Origin of the sequence: Streptomyces eurocidicus (assembly GCF_002891295.1) — a bacterium.
In the GTDB taxonomy this organism is placed as follows: Bacteria; Actinomycetota; Actinomycetes; order Streptomycetales; family Streptomycetaceae; genus Streptomyces; species Streptomyces eurocidicus.
The window spans coordinates 942797-958949 of record NZ_LGUI01000002.1 but is presented as its reverse complement, the minus strand read 5'-3'; the positions used below and the strand labels follow the sequence as shown (position 1 = coordinate 958949).

Annotated in this window: 10 protein-coding genes; 5 read left to right on the top strand and 5 right to left on the bottom strand. The window is 72.0% G+C overall.

Going from position 1 to position 16153, the window contains the following annotated elements; genetic code table 11:
• The first annotated feature begins 4 nt into the window (after positions 1-4).
• The 5 genes from AF335_RS09020 to AF335_RS09000 are packed head-to-tail and all read left to right on the top strand — an operon-like array spanning position 5 to position 9918.
• Positions 5-5659, top strand: coding sequence for a type I polyketide synthase (locus AF335_RS09020; RefSeq protein WP_102917741.1), 5655 nt, complete (start codon positions 5-7; stop codon positions 5657-5659).
• Positions 5562-6194 carry a spirocyclase AveC family protein gene (locus AF335_RS09015; RefSeq protein WP_170127638.1) on the top strand — a complete coding sequence of 211 codons (633 nt, stop codon included), beginning with the start codon at positions 5562-5564 and terminating at the stop codon, positions 6192-6194. The genes AF335_RS09020 and AF335_RS09015 overlap by 98 nt, the downstream gene beginning before the upstream one ends.
• Entirely contained in the window at positions 6191-7603 is a 1413-nt protein-coding gene (locus AF335_RS09010; protein WP_102917739.1) for an NAD(P)/FAD-dependent oxidoreductase, read from the top strand. Before AF335_RS09015 ends, AF335_RS09010 begins: the two co-directional genes overlap by 4 nt.
• A complete protein-coding gene (locus AF335_RS09005; RefSeq protein ID WP_102917738.1) occupies positions 7593-8345 on the top strand; it encodes a hypothetical protein in 753 nt (250 codons plus the stop codon). The genes AF335_RS09010 and AF335_RS09005 overlap by 11 nt, the downstream gene beginning before the upstream one ends.
• Positions 8346-8403: 58 nt before the next feature.
• Entirely contained in the window at positions 8404-9918 is a 1515-nt protein-coding gene (locus AF335_RS09000) for an MFS transporter (protein ID WP_102917737.1), read from the top strand.
• Positions 9919-10888: 970 nt separating this feature from the next.
• Here the strand turns inward: AF335_RS09000 and yczE are convergent.
• The 5 genes from yczE to AF335_RS08970 are packed head-to-tail and all read right to left on the bottom strand — an operon-like array spanning position 10889 to position 16136.
• Complete coding sequence (yczE, locus tag AF335_RS08990; protein ID WP_102917735.1) at positions 10889-11626, bottom strand: membrane protein YczE; 738 nt, start codon at positions 11624-11626, stop codon at positions 10889-10891.
• Positions 11623-12855 carry a homoserine O-acetyltransferase MetX gene (gene metX, locus AF335_RS08985; RefSeq protein WP_102917734.1) on the bottom strand — a complete coding sequence of 411 codons (1233 nt, stop codon included), beginning with the start codon at positions 12853-12855 and terminating at the stop codon, positions 11623-11625. The genes yczE and metX overlap by 4 nt, the downstream gene beginning before the upstream one ends.
• Entirely contained in the window at positions 12852-13697 is an 846-nt protein-coding gene (locus AF335_RS08980; protein WP_102917733.1) for a gamma-glutamyl-gamma-aminobutyrate hydrolase family protein, read from the bottom strand. Before AF335_RS08980 ends, metX begins: the two co-directional genes overlap by 4 nt.
• A complete protein-coding gene (locus AF335_RS08975; protein WP_102917732.1) occupies positions 13694-15070 on the bottom strand; it encodes an O-acetylhomoserine aminocarboxypropyltransferase/cysteine synthase family protein in 1377 nt (458 codons plus the stop codon). Before AF335_RS08975 ends, AF335_RS08980 begins: the two co-directional genes overlap by 4 nt.
• The gene (locus tag AF335_RS08970; RefSeq protein ID WP_102917731.1) at positions 15057-16136 is read right to left on the bottom strand and encodes a fatty acid desaturase family protein; all 1080 of its coding nucleotides are present in this window, start codon (positions 16134-16136) and stop codon (positions 15057-15059) included. The genes AF335_RS08975 and AF335_RS08970 overlap by 14 nt, the downstream gene beginning before the upstream one ends.
• Between the last annotated feature and the right edge of the window lie 17 nt (positions 16137-16153).

Below are 16153 nucleotides of genomic sequence, written 5' to 3'. Positions count from 1 at the left end.
GGTCATGTCGGCTTCGGAAGCAGAACCGATCGCGATCGTGGGAATGGGTTGCCGGTTCCCCGGCGGGGTGGAGACGCCGGACGGGTTGTGGCGGCTGGCGGCCGGGAAACGGCAGACGGTGGGCCCGGTACCGGCCGGCCGCTGGGACGCCGCCCGGCTGGCGGCCCTGCACGACCCGGAACTGGCCGGGCGGGCCGGGCACGGCTGCTTCCTGGACGGTGATGTGTGGGCGTGGGATCCGGAGGCGTTCTCGGTGGCGCCGATCGAGCAGCGGTGGGTGGACCCGCAGTTCCGGGTGCTGATGGAGGTGGCCTGGGAAGCGGTGGAGCACGCGGGCATTCCCGTGGACCGTATGCGCGGCTCACGTACCGGGGTGTACGTGGGCACCTACGCCCCGGACAACCTCTTCCGCGAGGCCCGGCCGGTGGAGGACGCGCCCAACAGCCCTTACCTTTTCGGGAACTTCACGGCCGGGGCGGCGGGGCGGGTGGCGTTCTCGATGGACCTGCGCGGCCCGGTGATGGTCGTCAGCACGCACTGCTCGTCCGGGCTGGTCGCGCTGGACACGGCGTGCGGGGCGCTGACGCTGGGAGAGTGTGATGCCGCGCTGGCGGGCGGGGTGCTGCTGATGCTCTCACCCGAGACGCACTACTACGAGGCGCCGCTGCTGCTGTCGGGACAGGGTGCCTGCTATGCCTTCGACTCCCGGGCCGACGGCTACGTACGCGGTGAAGGGGCCGGCGTCCTGGTGTTGAAGCGGCTGGTGGACGCGGTCCGGGACGGGGACCGGGTGCTGGCGGTGATCAGGGGCAGCGCGGTCAACAACGACGGACAGGCGACCCGGCTCACCGCGCCCTCCAGTGACCTGCAGCAGCAGTTGTTCCGCGCCACCGTCGACAGAGCCGGTGTGGACCCCGGCGATGTGGGGCTCGTCGAAGCCCATGGCCCGGGAACGGCCGTGGGCGACCCGATCGAGTACACGTCCGTCAACGCCGTCTACGGACAGGGCCGCGGGGGCTGCGCCCTGGGCTCCGTCAAAACGAACATCGGCCACTCGGAACCGGTGTCCGGCATCGCGGGAGTCATCAAGGCGGTGGAATCCCTGCGGCACGCGGCCATCCCGCCGAACGCCACGTTCCGGCGGTGGAACCCCGCCATCGAGCGCGACGGCACCTCACGGCTCTTCGTCCCCACCGAGGTGACCGACTGGCCGGTCCCGGGGGAATCGCGGCTGGCGGCCGTCTGCTCGTACGGAGTGACGGGCACCAACGCCCATGTGGTCCTGGAGTCGGCCTCCGTCGCCCGGCCCCGCGCCGTCCGTCGAACGGCTTCACGGGCGCGGCTGTTCACCGTCTCGGCCGGCTCCGCGCCCTCGCTGGTCCTGGCCGCCCGACGGCTGGCCGACTGGGCCGAAGGACCCGGCGCGAGCACGCTGCTGCCGGACGTGGCGCACACCCTGGCGCTGCGCCGCGCCCACGATGACCACCGGCTCGGCATCGTGGCACGAGACCACCGTGAACTCGCCGCGCGGGCTCGCGCATTCGCTGCCGGTAATGAGGCTGAGCACGTCGTGTCGGGCACTCCGCTGCTGCCACCCGAGCATAGTGGCCCGGTGTTCGTCTTCACCGGGCAGGGCTCACAGCACCCCGGAATGTGCCGGGGCCTGCTGCGCGGCAACCGCGTGTTCGCCTCCACGGTCAAGAAGCTGGAGCCGATGATCCGGGCGGAGGCCGGCTTCTCCCTGTACGAGATGATCACCCACCCCGAGCGGCTGCGGGGCCTGGAACGCATCCAGCCCACCCTCTTCGGCACCCAAGTGGCCCTGGCCGCCGTGTGGCGGTCCTGGGGGGTCGAGCCGGCCTCCGTCATCGGGCAGTCGCTCGGTGAGGTCGCCGCGCTGGTCGTGGCGGGCGGCATCAGCCCCGAGGACGGGGCGAAGGTGATCTGCCGCCGGTCCGCCCTGCTCGCCACCGTCTCCGGCGGCGCGATGGCGTCGGTGATGCTCGGAGCCCGTGAGGTGCAGGCGGCGATCGACGCGGCCGGAGCCGGTGGCGTCACCCTGGGTGTCCTCACCTCACCCGGCATCACGGTGGTCTCGGGGGACGCCGGGCAGATCGCCGGGCTGCTGCGGCGGTGGGAGGCGCAGGGCACCGTCGCCCGGGCCGTCGACGTCGACGTGGCCTCGCATTCCCCCCAGGTGGATCCCGTCCTCGGCCGGCTCCGGACGGCCCTGGCCGACATCCCCCGGGCCACACCGCGGATCCCCTTCTACTCCACCGTCTCGGCCGACCCGCTGCGCCCCGGCGACCTGGACGGCGCCTACTGGGTACGCAACCAGCGCGACCCGGTCCGGTTCCACGCCGCCGTGTCAGCTGCCCTGACCGCAGGTCACCGGGTGTTCGTCGAATGCACCGCGCACCCGCTCGCCGTACGACCGATCCTGGACACAGCGCGGCACGACGGCGTGTCCGACGCCGTCGCGGTGGGCACCCTGCGACAGGAAACGGACGACCAGGAAGCGTTCCTCGCCCACCTCGCCGCCCTGTACGCGGCCGGATACGACGGCATCGGCTTCGGCCGGCACTACGGCAACGGACGGCTCGCCGACGTACCGGTCACGCAATGGCACCGCACCCGCCACGGCGGAGACCAGGCCCCCTACCGGCTGGTCGCCCCCGAGCTGCCCGGGGCGACCCAGCACGCCCTCCTGGGCGGGCACACGGCAGACCCCGACAACGACGGGCGGCACCTGTGGCAGACCCGGCTCGGCCCCCGTCTGATCCCCTGGCTCGCCGACCACGCGGTCGCCGACGTCCCGGTCCTGCCGGGCACCGCGATGGTGGAGATGATGCTGGCCGCCGGAGCCCAGGTCTTCACGACCGACCACGTGTCGGCCACGGACATCGCCGTGCTGCGCCCAGTGCTGCTGGATCCGGAGCCGGTGGTCACCACCCGGCTGACCCGTGACGGCAGGACCGCGCACGTCGAGATCGTCTCCGGGCACGGGGAGACGACCGTCGTCCACGCCCGTGGCAGGGTGCGGCCCACCACCCCGCAGAGACGCCCCGCGCGGGCCACCGGCGCCGAATGCCGCCCGAAAGGCTGGCAGGACTACGAGCCCGCCACCTTGCACCGCACGTTCCGCGACAAGCACCACGTCTTCCACGGGCCGGCCTTCACCGCCCTCGAACGCATCCAGGTGCACCCCGGCGAGGACCGGGTGATCTCCTCCCCGAGGATCCACGAAAGCGCCCAGGTGTCCGCCTCGGCGATGTGCCTCCATCCGGCCCTCGCCGACGAGGTGGTACAGACCATGGTGGCCGCGTGGCTGTCCCACCACGTCCTCACCCCCGGACCGGTCGTCGTCACCGGCTTCGAGGAAGTCGCCGTGTACGGGCCCACCACGCACTCCAGGCAGGCCCTCGTCCACCTGGAGCACGCCGACGATCTCGGATGCGTCGGCGACGCCCGCCTGGTCACAGCGGACGGAAGGGTCACCGCCGAGTTCCGCGGCCTGCGCGTGGCCAACGTGACCCCGCCCGCCGAGCGGTTCACCAGCCGACTCTCCCACCTGGCTCAGGTGCCCGCGCCCGCACCGCGGGAACGGACGCGCGCCACCGACAGCACCTGGACAGTGCTCACGGCGGCAGACGGCACCTGGTCCCGGGACCTCGCCTCGGAGCTCAAGGAGCACTCTGCCGCCTGCCGCCTGCTGCCGATGGCCGAGGCCCTCTCCGCCGGCTCTCCCCCGCTCACCTGCACGGCCGTCGCCCTCACCATCGGCGAGGAGAAGCCGGAGGACGACTCCGCCGACGCGGCCCGCCGGCTGGTCTCCCGTGTCGTCGCCCTTCTGCGGGCCCTGGCCCGGGCCGAACGCCCGCCCCGCCTGTGGGTGGTCGCCCCCACCGACGGCTCCCCCCTTCCCTCGGCGGCCCTGCGCGGCCTGCTGCGCGTAGCCGCCTACGAACACCCCGAACTGACCGCCTCGTTCCTGCAGTTCACACCCGGAACCACACACGCCCGGGTCGTCGCCGAACTCCTGGACACCAGCCGACCGATCAGCGAGATCTCTCTGGACGGCGACGCCCGGACCCTGAGCCAGGTGTGCACCGGCCCCCCTGACGCCGGTACCCCGCCCGCCGCCACACCCCGGTCACCCGTACGCACAGGAGGGTCCTACCTCGTCACCGGCGCCTTCGGCGGCCTCGGCCTGCTCACCGTCGAATGGCTCGCCCGCCGCGGCGCCGGACGAATCGTCCTGTGCGGCCGCGGCGCACCCACCCCGGCGGCACAGGCCCGGCTGACAGCCCTGCGCGAGACGGGGACCGGCCTCACCGTGGTGACCGGCGACATCGCCGATCCCACCGTGACCGCACAGGCCGTCGCCGCAGCCGTCCAGGACGGCCGACGGCTGCACGGCGTCCTGCACGCGGCCGGAGTCGTCGAAGACGCCACACTCGCCAACCTCGACGACCCGCTCCTGAACCGGGTCTGGCGCGGCAAAGCCGAAGGCGCCTGGACCCTGCACCGCGCCACCCTCGGCATGGACCTGGACTTCTTCGCCGTCTACTCCTCCATGGCCTCCCTCATCGGATCCCCCGGCCAGGGCGCCTACGCCGCCGCCAACGCCTACCTCGACGGCCTGGTCGCCCGGCGGCAGGAACACGGCCTGCCGGCCACCGCCGTCCACTGGGGCGCCTGGAGCGAAGTGGGCCGGGGGCAGCACCTCGCGGAACGCGGCTTCCTCACCATCACTCCCGCCGACGGGATCGACGCCCTGGAACGCATCCTGGACGCCGGCTACCACCAGGTCGCCTACTCCCCCCTCGACATCGGCCGGTGGACCGCCCCCTACCCGGCCGTACGCGCCGGCACACTGCTGGCCCCGCTACTGGCCGGCGAGGAGCCCCCCGACGACACCGTCGCCGTACGCGAAGCGCTGCTCGCCGCGACCGGCCCCGGCGAGCGCCGGGAACTCCTCCAGAACTTCATCATCGACCTCGTCCGCGAACTCCTCGGCGGCACCACCCGCCACATCGGCGCACACACCAGCATGGTCATGCTCGGCCTGGACTCCCTCGGCGCAGTGCAACTCCAGCAACGCCTGCAACGAGCACTGCGCACCGAGATGAAGCCCGGTGTCATCTGGGTCAAACCCAGCGCGGCCGGCCTGAGCCAGTGGCTGCTGGAACACCTCGGCTTCTTCCCGGAAGAAGAGGAGGCCGGCCGTGCCGACTTATGCGTCAGGAAGCCTTCCCGACCCCCCGCTCCCGCGTCGTTCGCCGGTCTGGGCATGGGCGGGGACGGGGGTCGCCTCCCTCATCGCCCAAGCGGTCGTGCTCGGCCAGTGGTTCGCCGCGGGGAACATCCACGCGGCCCGTCGCGACTACTCCATCAGCACCACGCGCATGGTGATCACCTGGACCGAACAGTGGCTGATGATCGTCGGCGTCGTGGGGCTGAGCGTCTACATGTGGTTCCAGTGCCGCCGCCAGGGTTCCGTCACTTTCTGGGCCACCATCGTGTGGGGCAACCTGTTCACCTGGTGGCTCAGCCCCGTCATGGCCTATGTCGAGCCCTCCCCGATCGCCAACCGCTACGCCCTCAACGTCGTCAGCTGGGGCCCGTACCTCCCCGGCTGGCACACCCCCCGGCCTGAGCTGCACATCGAGACGTTCTTCGCCGCGCAGATGTTCATGTTCCCGCTGATCGTCCTGTGGGTGGGAATGCAGCTGGTCTGCCTGAACCACGTCACCAGACGCTTCCCCCACTGGAGCGTGCGCCGCATGCTGCCGGTGTTCTTCCTGACCGGCGTGGTCTCGGACATCGTCGTCGAGGGATTCTTCGTCCCGCTGACGGGGGCCTACGCCTACCCCCGCGCCCTCCACGAACTGTCGCTGTTCGGTGGCCACTGGTACCAGATGCCCCTGATCAACATCGTCCTCGGCGCGTGTCTGCTGTGCTCACCCGAGACGTTCATGGTGTGGATCTCCCAGCGCCGGGGGACCACCGTGCACATCTTCCGCGGCTCCGAACACCTCGCCCCCCGGGCCCGGTCGACGCTGCGGATCCTCGCCGGCATCGGCCTCGCCAACGTGGTCATGCTCGTCTACACCGCACTGGTCGGCGCGGTCCCCCTACTGGGCACCGGAGCGGTCCCCGCCGACACCCCGGGCTGGATCTGGCCGGGATGACGACGCCCCGGACCATCCCGCCCCGCCCCGCCGGCGACCGCACCGACGCGGTGGTCGTCGGCGCCGGCATCGCGGGACTGCTCGCCGCCCATGTCCTGGCCCGCCGCCACCAGGTGACCCTCCTCGACGGCGACCGCATCCCCGGCACCCCTGACCGCCGATCCGGCGTACCGCAGGACGGACACGTCCACGCGCTCTTCGCCCAGGGCCTGCGCACGGTCGAAGCGCTCCTGCCGGGCTTCACCGCCGAGCTGTGCCGCCGCGGTGGCCTGCGCATCGACGTCTGCGCCGACCTCGCCATCGCCACCCCCCACGGATGGGGCACCCGCTTCCCCTCCAACCTGCGCGTCGTGGGCGCAAGCCGCCCCCTGATCGAAGCCGTCATCCGTGAACACGTGCTGGACAACCCCCGTGTACGGCTGCTGGAACGCCACCGGGTCCACAGCCTCACCGGCGACGAACGCCATGTGAGCGCGGTCGTCGTGCACGACCTCGACACCGGCCAGGGCACCGCCGTCCCCGCCGCCCTCGTCGTGGACGCCTCCGGACGCGGCTCCCGTCTTCCGAACTGGCTCACCGGACTGGGCTGCCCGCCCGTGCCCGAGACGACCGTCGACGCGCACATCGGCTACGCCACACGCCTCTACCGCCTGCCCGCGGGCCCACGCGGCTGGCGTGCCCTCTACGCCCTGCCCTCAGGCCCCGCCGTCACCCGGGGCGGTGTCCTCGCCCCCGTCGAGGACGACCGGTGGATCGTCAGCCTCAGCGGGGCCGGCACCGACCGGCCCCCCTCCCACGAAGACGCCTTCCTGCCCTTCGCCCGCACCCTGGCCACCCCGGCCATCGCCGACGCACTCGCCGGGGGCACACCGCTCAGCGGTGTGGTGCGCAGCCACTCCACCGCCAACCGGCGCCGCCACCTCGACCGGGCGCGACACTTCCCGGGCAACCTCCTGGTCCTGGGCGACGCCGCCTGCGCCTTCAACCCCGTCTACGCACAAGGCATGACCGTGGCCGCACGCAGCGCCCGGCTCCTTCGCTCCTGCCTCGCGTCCGGAGCGAGCACACGCCGCTTCCACCACAGGCAAAAGCACCTGCACGACACACCGTGGCTGCTGGCCACCACAGCCGACCTCCGCTTCCCCCACACCACCGGCGGGCCGCCCTCGCCCCACCAGCGGGCCCTGGGCCGCTATCTCGACCGGGTCCTCGCCGCGGGCACCCACGACGCCCGCGCCCAGGCCGCGTTCCTGAACGTCCTGAACATGGTCCACCCGCCCGTCACACTCCTCGCGCCGCGGGTGGCCCTGAGCGCACTGCGCACCCGGGCATCAGGACCGTCCCTCACCGCACCGCCACCGGATCCCGAACCCTCCACCAACTGTCAAGGAGCTCCTCATGTCCACTGACAAACTCCCCCGGCAGCCGTCCCGACTCCAGACGAACCACGTCCGGTACCTCCGTTGGGCGGCCTTCGCCTCGTTCACCCCGTTGATCTCCTTCGCCATGTCCTGCTCGTTCGGGAAACTTCCGTGGCCCGACAGCGGTGGCAGCGGCCGAGAGCAACTCGACTACGCCCTGAAGAACTACTGCGCGGAATGGCAGGCATGGCTGTGGTTCGTCCAGATCGCGGCAACCACATTCATCCTGCTCGTGTTCGCCACCGTGTACCTGCAACGGGCCGGCCGACTGACGCTGCCGGGCCTGACGCTGACCGGCTTCGCCGCCGCGTCGATGGGGTCCGGGATCATCACCGGCGTGACCTTCCTGGTCATCGGTCAGCTGGGTCGCGGCTACCCCGGCTACGGCGCCGACCCATGGGAACTCGGCACAGTCGAGACCCTCTGGCTCCTGACCAACGCGTTCGCCACCGTCACCTCCATGTCGCTCGGACTGGCGTTCATTGCGCTGATGTTCGCCAACCGCGCTGACCCCGTTCTCCCGATCCGCCTGACGCATTGGGGTGCGGTGATCGCGGCCACGGTCACGATCGGCTGGAACAGCATCTCCATGCTGTTCATCACCAGTGGTCTGTTCTCCCCTTCGTCGTTCGGCAGCGCCATGTTCACCTACGGCGCGGTCCTGTTCTGGATCATGGCGATCGGGGGTGCACTCCTGTACCGATCCCGGGAACCGGCTCTCTCGCGGTGATGCCCATCACCCCACGCACGCCCTGATCCCGAGCAAGCATTCCTGTCCGGAGGCTTCCATGGATTCGACCCAACTTCCCGACGACATGAAGGCGCGGCTGTCGCAACGGTGGACGCTGGTGGTGGCTTGCACGGCTGTGACGTTGGTGATGGGGTCGTTGGCCTCCTTGTACACCGTGCTGCCGAGCATCGCTGCCGACACCGGTGCCGACGAGGTACAGCTGACCTGGGTCGTCGACGGCTACACGCTGACGCTGGCCTGCCTGGTGCTGCCTGCGGGCGCGCTCGGCGACCGCTACGGCCGCCGCGGCACACTGATCGTCGGACTACTGGTGTTCGTCCTGGCCACGGCGTTCCCGTTGCTGGTGCACGATCCCGTCACCCTGATCGCCAGCCGGGCGGTGGCCGGTGCCGGTGCCGCGCTGGTCATGCCCTCGACCCTGTCGCTTCTGACGGCGGACTTCCCGCCGTCGCTGAGGGGCCGGGCTGTCGGGATCTGGGCCGCTTCCGTCGCGGTGGGCGGGGCGGCGGGAATGGTCGGAGCCGGCCTGCTCCTCAAATACTGGTCATGGCTGTCGGTTTTCATCGGCATGGCGGCGGCAGGTGCGGTGCTGCTCGGTCTGGCCTTCACCATCCCGGAGTCGCGGGCAGAGCGGCGACCCGCGTTGGATCCCATCGGGTCGGCTTTGGTGGTGGCCGGTATCGGTTTGATCGTTTATGGCGCCACCGAAGTGCCGATCCGCGGCTGGCTGAATCCTGTGGTCATCGGCTCGTTCGGCGGCGGTATCGCGGCGATGGCGGGCTTTTCCGCAGTCGAACTGCGACTGCGGCAGCCACTGCTCGATGTCCGGCTGCTGGCCCGACGCGGTTTCGGCAGCGCGACGTTCGCCATCACGGTCACCTTCGCGGCGATGTTCGGCGCGTTTCTGTTGCTCGTCCAGCACTTGCAGCTCGTCCTCGGTTACGCCCCGCTGGTTTCGGCGTTCGCCATCACGCCGCTGGGCGGTCCGATGATTGTGATCTCGCTCGTGTCGCCTCGGCTCACCGACCGGTTCGGCATGCGCCTGGTGACAGTCGCCGGGCTGGCCATCCTCGCCGCGGGTCTGTTCGGGATCGGACTCCAGGGCATCCACAGCGACTACCTCACCGTGCTGTGGCCACTGCTGGTGATGAGTGTCGGCCTGGGATTGTGCATGGCACCGACGACCGCGGCGATTGTCGCCGACACCCCCCTCGAGAAGCAGGGGGTCGCCGCCGCCGTCAACGACGCCGCGCGGGAAGTCGGTGCCGCGTTCGGCGTGGCAGTGGCGGGCAGCGTACTCGCCGCCGGCTACATGTCCCGCATCAAGCCCCTTCTGCCAGGACTCACCAGGCAGGAGCGCGGTCCCGTGTCGGATTCTCTCGCAGCCACCCAGGAGTTCGCCCACCGCGTCGGCCCGTCCGCCCAGCCGCTCGTCGACTTCACCAAGGCGGCTCTCATCCACGGCATCACCCAGGCGTCGGTCGTACTCGCCGCCATCACCATGGCGGGAGCGGTTCTCGTGGCCCTATGGGCCCCTGGCAAGCGGCCTTGACTGGGACAACCCGCCGACCCGGGGCGAGGCGGCGCAGACGACCCACCGGCCCGGCCCTCTGTCGTGACCCCGCTTCCGGCCGAAGCCCCGCAACCGGCGCAAAGCGAGCACGTGCCCAAGCGCGACTTCCCGCCGAACACGCGGCGGCGCGGCGGTCGGTCGTCAGGAAGCGGAACAGGTACGAGGCCGTTGAGGCCGCGCGGCGGCGCGCGCATCGCCGCCGCTTCCATGGCGTCGCCGCGTGCGTCCGGCCGTCATGCGGTCCCGTCCAGGGTGGTCGCGCGACCGCCCGGTGCGGAGGCCGGGGAGCGCCGCACCTGGTGATTTTCCCGTGACCCGGCCGAGCGGGGCGGGAGCGGTCGGTCCGGCCGCCGACGGGCGAGGCATCCGCTGCCGCGGGCTGATCCGGCCTCGCCCGAAAGGCACGGACGGCCCTCTCACCCGTGTGGCCGAGTCGGCCGGAGGCCGGCTTTCCTCCGGGATCTCTCGGCATAGTCGGCGTGCCCGCGTCCGTATGGGCGCGGGTCGACGGGGTTCATGAGCTGAGGGGGCACGATAAGAGAGCCGGAGACACACGCGTTACCCGGCCGCCGCCGGGTGCTGCGCCTGGGCGCGGCGGCCGGGGTACAGGGACTCGTCACGCCGGGCGCCCACGCGTCGGGGGGTTCCGCGCGCGGGAGGTTCAGCGTCAGCGACGGCAGCACCTTCCAGGCGTGGAAGGGATCTGGCCAGGATCAGGTCTGGTGGAGCAGGCTCAACGGCTACACATGGACGGTTCCACAGCCTGTCGGCGGCGCCCTCTTCTCCTTCCGCCCGGCACTCGCCACCATCGGCAGCTGACGACCACCGAAGGCCTCGGCCCGGCCGGGCGTCGGTGTCCGGTGCCCGCGTTGTCCCCGGCTTCAGCGGGGCAGCGCGCACATGTCACCCGCGTCCGCACCGCCCCTCACCGCGGTTCCGAGGGAAGGGATTACTGGACCACCCCCGACCCGGAGGCGGTGGGCTTGGCCGGGGTACCGGCGCCGGCACCGGATACGGCCGGCGGGGACTTCACCTCCAGCATCGGGATGAACACCTGCGCCAGCGGGCCGATGGCCAGCGCGTAGATCACCGTGCCCACGCCCAGCGTGGCGCCCAGGGCGAAGCCGATGACCAGGACCGTCAGCTCGATGACCCAGCGCACCCCGCGGATGGAGTGGCCCCGGGCAGCCCATCCGGTCATCAGCCCGTCACGCGGGCCGGGGCCGAGATTCGCGCCGATGTAGGCGCCGGTCGCCACTCCGTTGAGGAGGACGCCGCCCAGCAGCAACGCCCACCGCGCCCACAGGGAGTCGGGGGTGCTCGCCCAGGTCAGCACGGCGTCCATGGACGTGCCCACCAGCAGGACGTTGCACACCGTGCCCAGGCCGGGGCGCAGCCGCAGGGGGATCCACAGCAGCAGCACGGCGGCGCCGATGAGGTTGGTCCAGATCCCGATGCTCAGGCCCACAGTACGGGTCAGGCCCTGGCTCAGGGCGTCCCACGGCTCCACGCCGAGGCCGGAGAGGATCACCATCGCGTCGCTCACCCCGTACAGGACCAGGCCCAGCAGCAGCTGGGTCAGGCGCCGGGAGGGCCGGTCGGGGAGCAGATAGCGGCCGACGGCGCGCAGCCGCCCACCCCCGCCGGGGGCGGCCGGGACGCGGGGGCGGGAGGGCGTGGGGGTCATGGGGACTCCTGAGACCTTCGAAAACCGTGGGATGCGGGGGTCAGGACAGCCGGGCGTGCCGCTCCCCGGCCGCCCGCGGGCGCGCCGGCGGCGGTGGGTACGGGCGCGGTGAGCCACCGGCCGACGGCCCGGAGGTACGGGGGCACGTCCATGAGGAAGGCGTCGTGCCCGGCGAGCGCGGTCTCCTCATGGAAGTGACCGCAGGCCACCCCCGCCTCCGCCAGCCGGGCGGCGATGTGGCGGCTGTGGTCGAAGCCGAAGAGCCGGTCGGAGCCGAAGCTGAAGAGGTGGACGTCGGCGCCGGCCAGCGCGGTGGGGTCGTAGGGGGTGGAGAACGCGTCGAACGCGTCCATCGCGGCGGTCAGATAGAGATAGCTGTTGGCATCGAAACGGGCGGCGAGCTTCTCCCCCTGGTACTCCAGGTACCGCTCCACGGCGAACGGGCCGTGCGCGGGCGCGGTGGGGCGCCCGGTGTCCCCGCCGCCGGCGGTGGGCGGGGAGAGGCGGCGGGCGAACTTCCCCTGGAGGGACGGCGCGGACATATAGGTGAGGTGGCCGATCATGCGGGCGACGCCCAGCCCGGTGTCGGGGGGTGTCCGGGGGTCGTAACGACCGTCTTCGTAACGGGGGTCGGAGCGGATCGCGGCCCGGCCGATGGCGTTGTAGGCGAGGTTGTCGGCGCTGAGCCGCGCGGCGGTGGCGATCAGAGCGTAGCGGTCGGCGTCGGCAGGGTGACGCAGGAGCCATTCGAGGGCCTGCATGCCGCCCAGCGAGCCGCCGACGACGGCGTGGAGACGGCCGATGCCCAGGCGGTGCAGGAGCTCGCGGTGGACCGTGACCATGTCGGCGACGGTGACCGCCGGGAAGGGAACGGGGAAGGCGGCGGGCGCCGGCGGGGTGGCGGGGGCGGGGCCGGCCGTGCCGGAGCAGCCGCCCAGGACGTTGGCGCAGATGACGTGGTAGCGATCGGTGTCCAGGGGCCGCCGGGGGCCGACCATCGCGTCCCACCAGCCGGGGGCGTCGGTGTCGTCGTGCCGGGCGACGTGGGAGTCGCCGGTCAGGGCGTGGCAGACGAAGACGGTGCCCTCGGCGTCGGCGGGCGCGGGGCCGTAGCGCTCGTAGGCGACGGGCACATGGGTGAGGGTGGCCCCGCCCGCCAGCCGCAGCGGGCGGGCGGGGTCGTCGAAGAGGGTGAGGGTACGGGCGTGCCGGGGGACGGTGGTGGTCATGCGCGTGCCTCCGCTCGCCGGGCCGCGGCGCCGCCGAAGGCGGTGAAGAGGCTCTTGGATACGGAGTCGGAGGCGGCGTACCACTCGGGGTGCCACTGGACGGCGAGTGCGAAGGCGTCCGCGCCGGTGACGGATACGGCCTCGATGACGCCGTCGGCGGTGGCCGCCTCGGTGCGCAGGCGGGGGGCGAGGCGGTCGATGGCCTGCTGGTGCAGGGAGTTGACGGTGACGGTGGGGTGTCCGGTCAGCCGGTGCAGGAGGCCGTCCGGGGTCAGGGTGACCGGGTGGCGGGGCAGGTACTGGGCGTCGCGGGGCAGGGTGAGGTCCTCGCGGTGGGCGTCGCCCAGCGCGGTGCCGGACAGATCGCGCAGGGTGCCGCCGTAGGCCACGTTGAGTTCCTGGAGGCCCCGGCAGATGCCCAGGACGGGCAGCCCGGCGTCGACGGCCCTGGGCAGCAGGTCGAGGGCCAGGGTGTCGCGTTCGGCGACGCGCGGGCCGGGGGCGGGCGGGGCGCCGTAGTGGCGGGGGTCGACGTTGGACTCGTGGCCGCCCAGGACGACGGCGTCGAAGCGGTCCAGGACGTCCGGCAGCCAGGGGGCCGGGCCCTGGATCAGGGCCACGGCACAGCCGGCGACGTCCTCGAGCGCCGAGACGTACGCCTGGCGGACGGCGGCGTACGGGACGCCGTCGAAGGTCTCGGTGACGCAGGCCAGCGCCACCAGCGGCTTGCGGGCGGGCCGGGCACCGGACCGGCCGCCGGGGGCGGTACGGGCCGCCGGGCCCGTACCGCTCGGCGCGGCGCCCGTGGCGCCGGTGTGGAGGTCGGTGTGAGGGGTGCTCATATGGCGTCCAGGGCCTGGCCGAGGTCGGCCAGGATGTCGTCGATGTGCTCGACGCCGACGGACAGGCGGATCGAGCCCTGGGTGACGCCGGCGGCGGCGAGGTCGGCCTCGGGGAGCTGGGCGTGGGTGGTGGAGGCGGGGTGGGTGGCCATGGAGCGGACGTCGCCGATGTTGGTGACGTGGGAGACGAGGCGCAGGGCCTCGATGAAGCGGCTGCCGGCCTGCTGGCCGCCCTTGAGCTCGAACTGCAGCAGGGGGCCGGTGTTGCCGCCCAGGTAGCGGCGGACGCGGTCGGCCTCGGCGCCCTCGGTGAGGCTGGGGTGGCGGACCTGCTCGACCAGGGGGTGGCTCTGGAGGTAGGCCGCGACGCGGGCGGAGTTCTCGCCGTGGACGCGCATGCGCAACGGGAGGGTCTCCAGGCCCTGGAGGAGGAGGAAGGCGTTGAAGGGGCTCAGGCAGGGGCCCAGGTCGCGCATGAGGGTCTCGCGGGCCTTGAGGAGGTAGCCGCTGCGGCCCAGCCCGCCGCCGAGCTCCTTGCCGGTCCGCGTCCACACCACACCGCCGTGGGCGGCGTCGGGGGTGGTCATCAGCGGGTGGCGGGCGGCGTGGCGTTCCCAGTCGAAGGTGCCGGCGTCCAGGATGAGGCCGCCGATGCTGGAGCCGTGGCCGCCGATGTACTTGGTGGCGGAGTAGACGAGTATGTGGGCGCCGTGCTCGATGGGGCGCAGGACGTGCGGGAGCATGGTGTTGTCCAGCACCAGGGGGACGCCGTGGGCCTCGGCGAGCTGGGCGACCTCCTCCACCGGGAACAGCCGCAGGCGGGGGTTGGGCAGCGTCTCGCCGAAGTAGGCGCGGGTGCGGTCGTCGGTGGCGGCAGCGAAGTTCGCGGGGTCCTCGGGGCTGACGAAGCGGGTCTCGATGCCGAACCGGGCGAAGGTGTTGGCCAGCAGGTTCCAGGTGCCGCCGTAGAGCTCGTTGGAGGAGACGATGTTGTCGCCGGCCTGGGCGAGGTTGAGCAGGGCCAGTGCGGTGGCGGCCTGCCCGGAGGCGGTGGCGAGCCCGGCGACGGCGCCGTCGACGGCGGCCATGCGCTCTTCGAGGACGTCGCAGGTGGGGTTGTTCAGCCGGGTGTACGCCTGACCGTCGGTCACGAGGTCGAAGATGCCCGCCGCGGCGGCGGTGGAGGGCAGTTCGTAGGCGGCGGTCTGGAAGATCGGGGTGACCATCGGCGGGTTGAGGCCCATGCGGGCGGCGAAGCCGCCGTGGACGGCCGCGGTCTCGGGCCGGGTGAAGACCTTCGGGGAGAGCGTGGGGGCCGTCCCGGAATCCGCACCGGTGGTGCCGGGGGTGGTGGCGTCGTCATGCTGCGGCATCGTGGGTCTCCTGGGGGTGGGTGCTGCCGGCGGAACCGGAGGAAGTGGGGGCCGGGCCGGGGTTCTTGGGACCGGCGGGGGTCATGGAACGGATGATGGCGCTGATGGCGCTGGGCTGGTTCTGCGGCCCGCGGGTGAACAGACCGCCCACCTCGGCGTCGGCGGCGGCGTAACCGGCGTCGCGCATACGGATCTTGTGGGCCTCGGGCAGCTTCCAGAAGGGGGTGCGCGGGTCGAGGTGGTGTTCGAGGTGGTAGTGGTCGTTGTGGATGCCGGTGAGGAACCTCTCCCAGGTGCGGCTCTTGCGGTTGCGCGTCATGTGCAGGTCGATGTTGGAGTCCCGTACGAGCGGGGTGTGCTCGGACAACTCGATGTACCAGCCCAGGATCTGGAAGCTGGTGAGGTAAGGGATCACCCAGAACAGCAGCAGCCCCAGCAGCCAGCCCCCGTACCAGGCGAGGGCGACGACGGCGGCCCAGAACAGCCAGAAGCCGATGCGGTCCGCGGCGCGCTTACGGCGCTGCACGGGCGAGGTGGCCTCGGTGCGCCGGTCCTCGCCCTTGAGGACGCGGTAGCGGTTGCGGACGAGGTAGCGGAGGTAGGCCCAGGTCTGGGAGCCCAGCAGCGGGACGATCACCACACGGCGGACGTACGCCGCGGTGGAGTCCTGCCGGTACGCGCCCTGCTCGATGAAGAACCGCAGGTCGGGATCGGCGTCCGGGCTGCCGAGCTTGGGGTGGTGGGTGTAGACGTGGGAGACCTTGTAGGCGTAGTGCTGCTGGAAGATGGGGTAGGCGGTGAGAACCGTGCCCGCGAACATCTGCAGGCGGCGGTTCTTCACTCCCACGCCGTGCGCGCAGTCGTGGAGGATCGTGGACAGACCGCGCTGGCGGGCCCCGATGATCAGGACGGCGATCGGGTAGGTCCAGTAGGTGCCGTAGACGCACAGGGCTATGCAGGCGGCGATCCACAGGGCGTCGTGCACCCAGGCGAGGAAGACGTGCCAGTTGTCGGACTCGTTCAGCGCGCGCAGATCACGCTCGACATCCGGTTGAAATCGGTACATACGATAGCGTTTTCCGC

Coding starts and splice junctions, on each gene's coding strand:
- AF335_RS09010 (WP_102917739.1), top strand. CDS start 6,191: ATGACGACGCCCCGGACCATCCCGCCCCGCCCCGCCGGCGACCGCACC.
- metX (WP_102917734.1), bottom strand. CDS start 12,855: ATGACCACCACCGTCCCCCGGCACGCCCGTACCCTCACCCTCTTCGAC.
- AF335_RS09000 (WP_102917737.1), top strand. CDS start 8,404: ATGGATTCGACCCAACTTCCCGACGACATGAAGGCGCGGCTGTCGCAA.
- AF335_RS09005 (WP_102917738.1), top strand. CDS start 7,593: ATGTCCACTGACAAACTCCCCCGGCAGCCGTCCCGACTCCAGACGAAC.
- yczE (WP_102917735.1), bottom strand. CDS start 11,626: ATGACCCCCACGCCCTCCCGCCCCCGCGTCCCGGCCGCCCCCGGCGGG.
- AF335_RS09015 (WP_170127638.1), top strand. CDS start 5,562: ATGGCCTATGTCGAGCCCTCCCCGATCGCCAACCGCTACGCCCTCAAC.
- AF335_RS08980 (WP_102917733.1), bottom strand. CDS start 13,697: ATGAGCACCCCTCACACCGACCTCCACACCGGCGCCACGGGCGCCGCG.
- AF335_RS09020 (WP_102917741.1), top strand. CDS start 5: ATGTCGGCTTCGGAAGCAGAACCGATCGCGATCGTGGGAATGGGTTGC.
- AF335_RS08970 (WP_102917731.1), bottom strand. CDS start 16,136: ATGTACCGATTTCAACCGGATGTCGAGCGTGATCTGCGCGCGCTGAAC.
- AF335_RS08975 (WP_102917732.1), bottom strand. CDS start 15,070: ATGCCGCAGCATGACGACGCCACCACCCCCGGCACCACCGGTGCGGAT.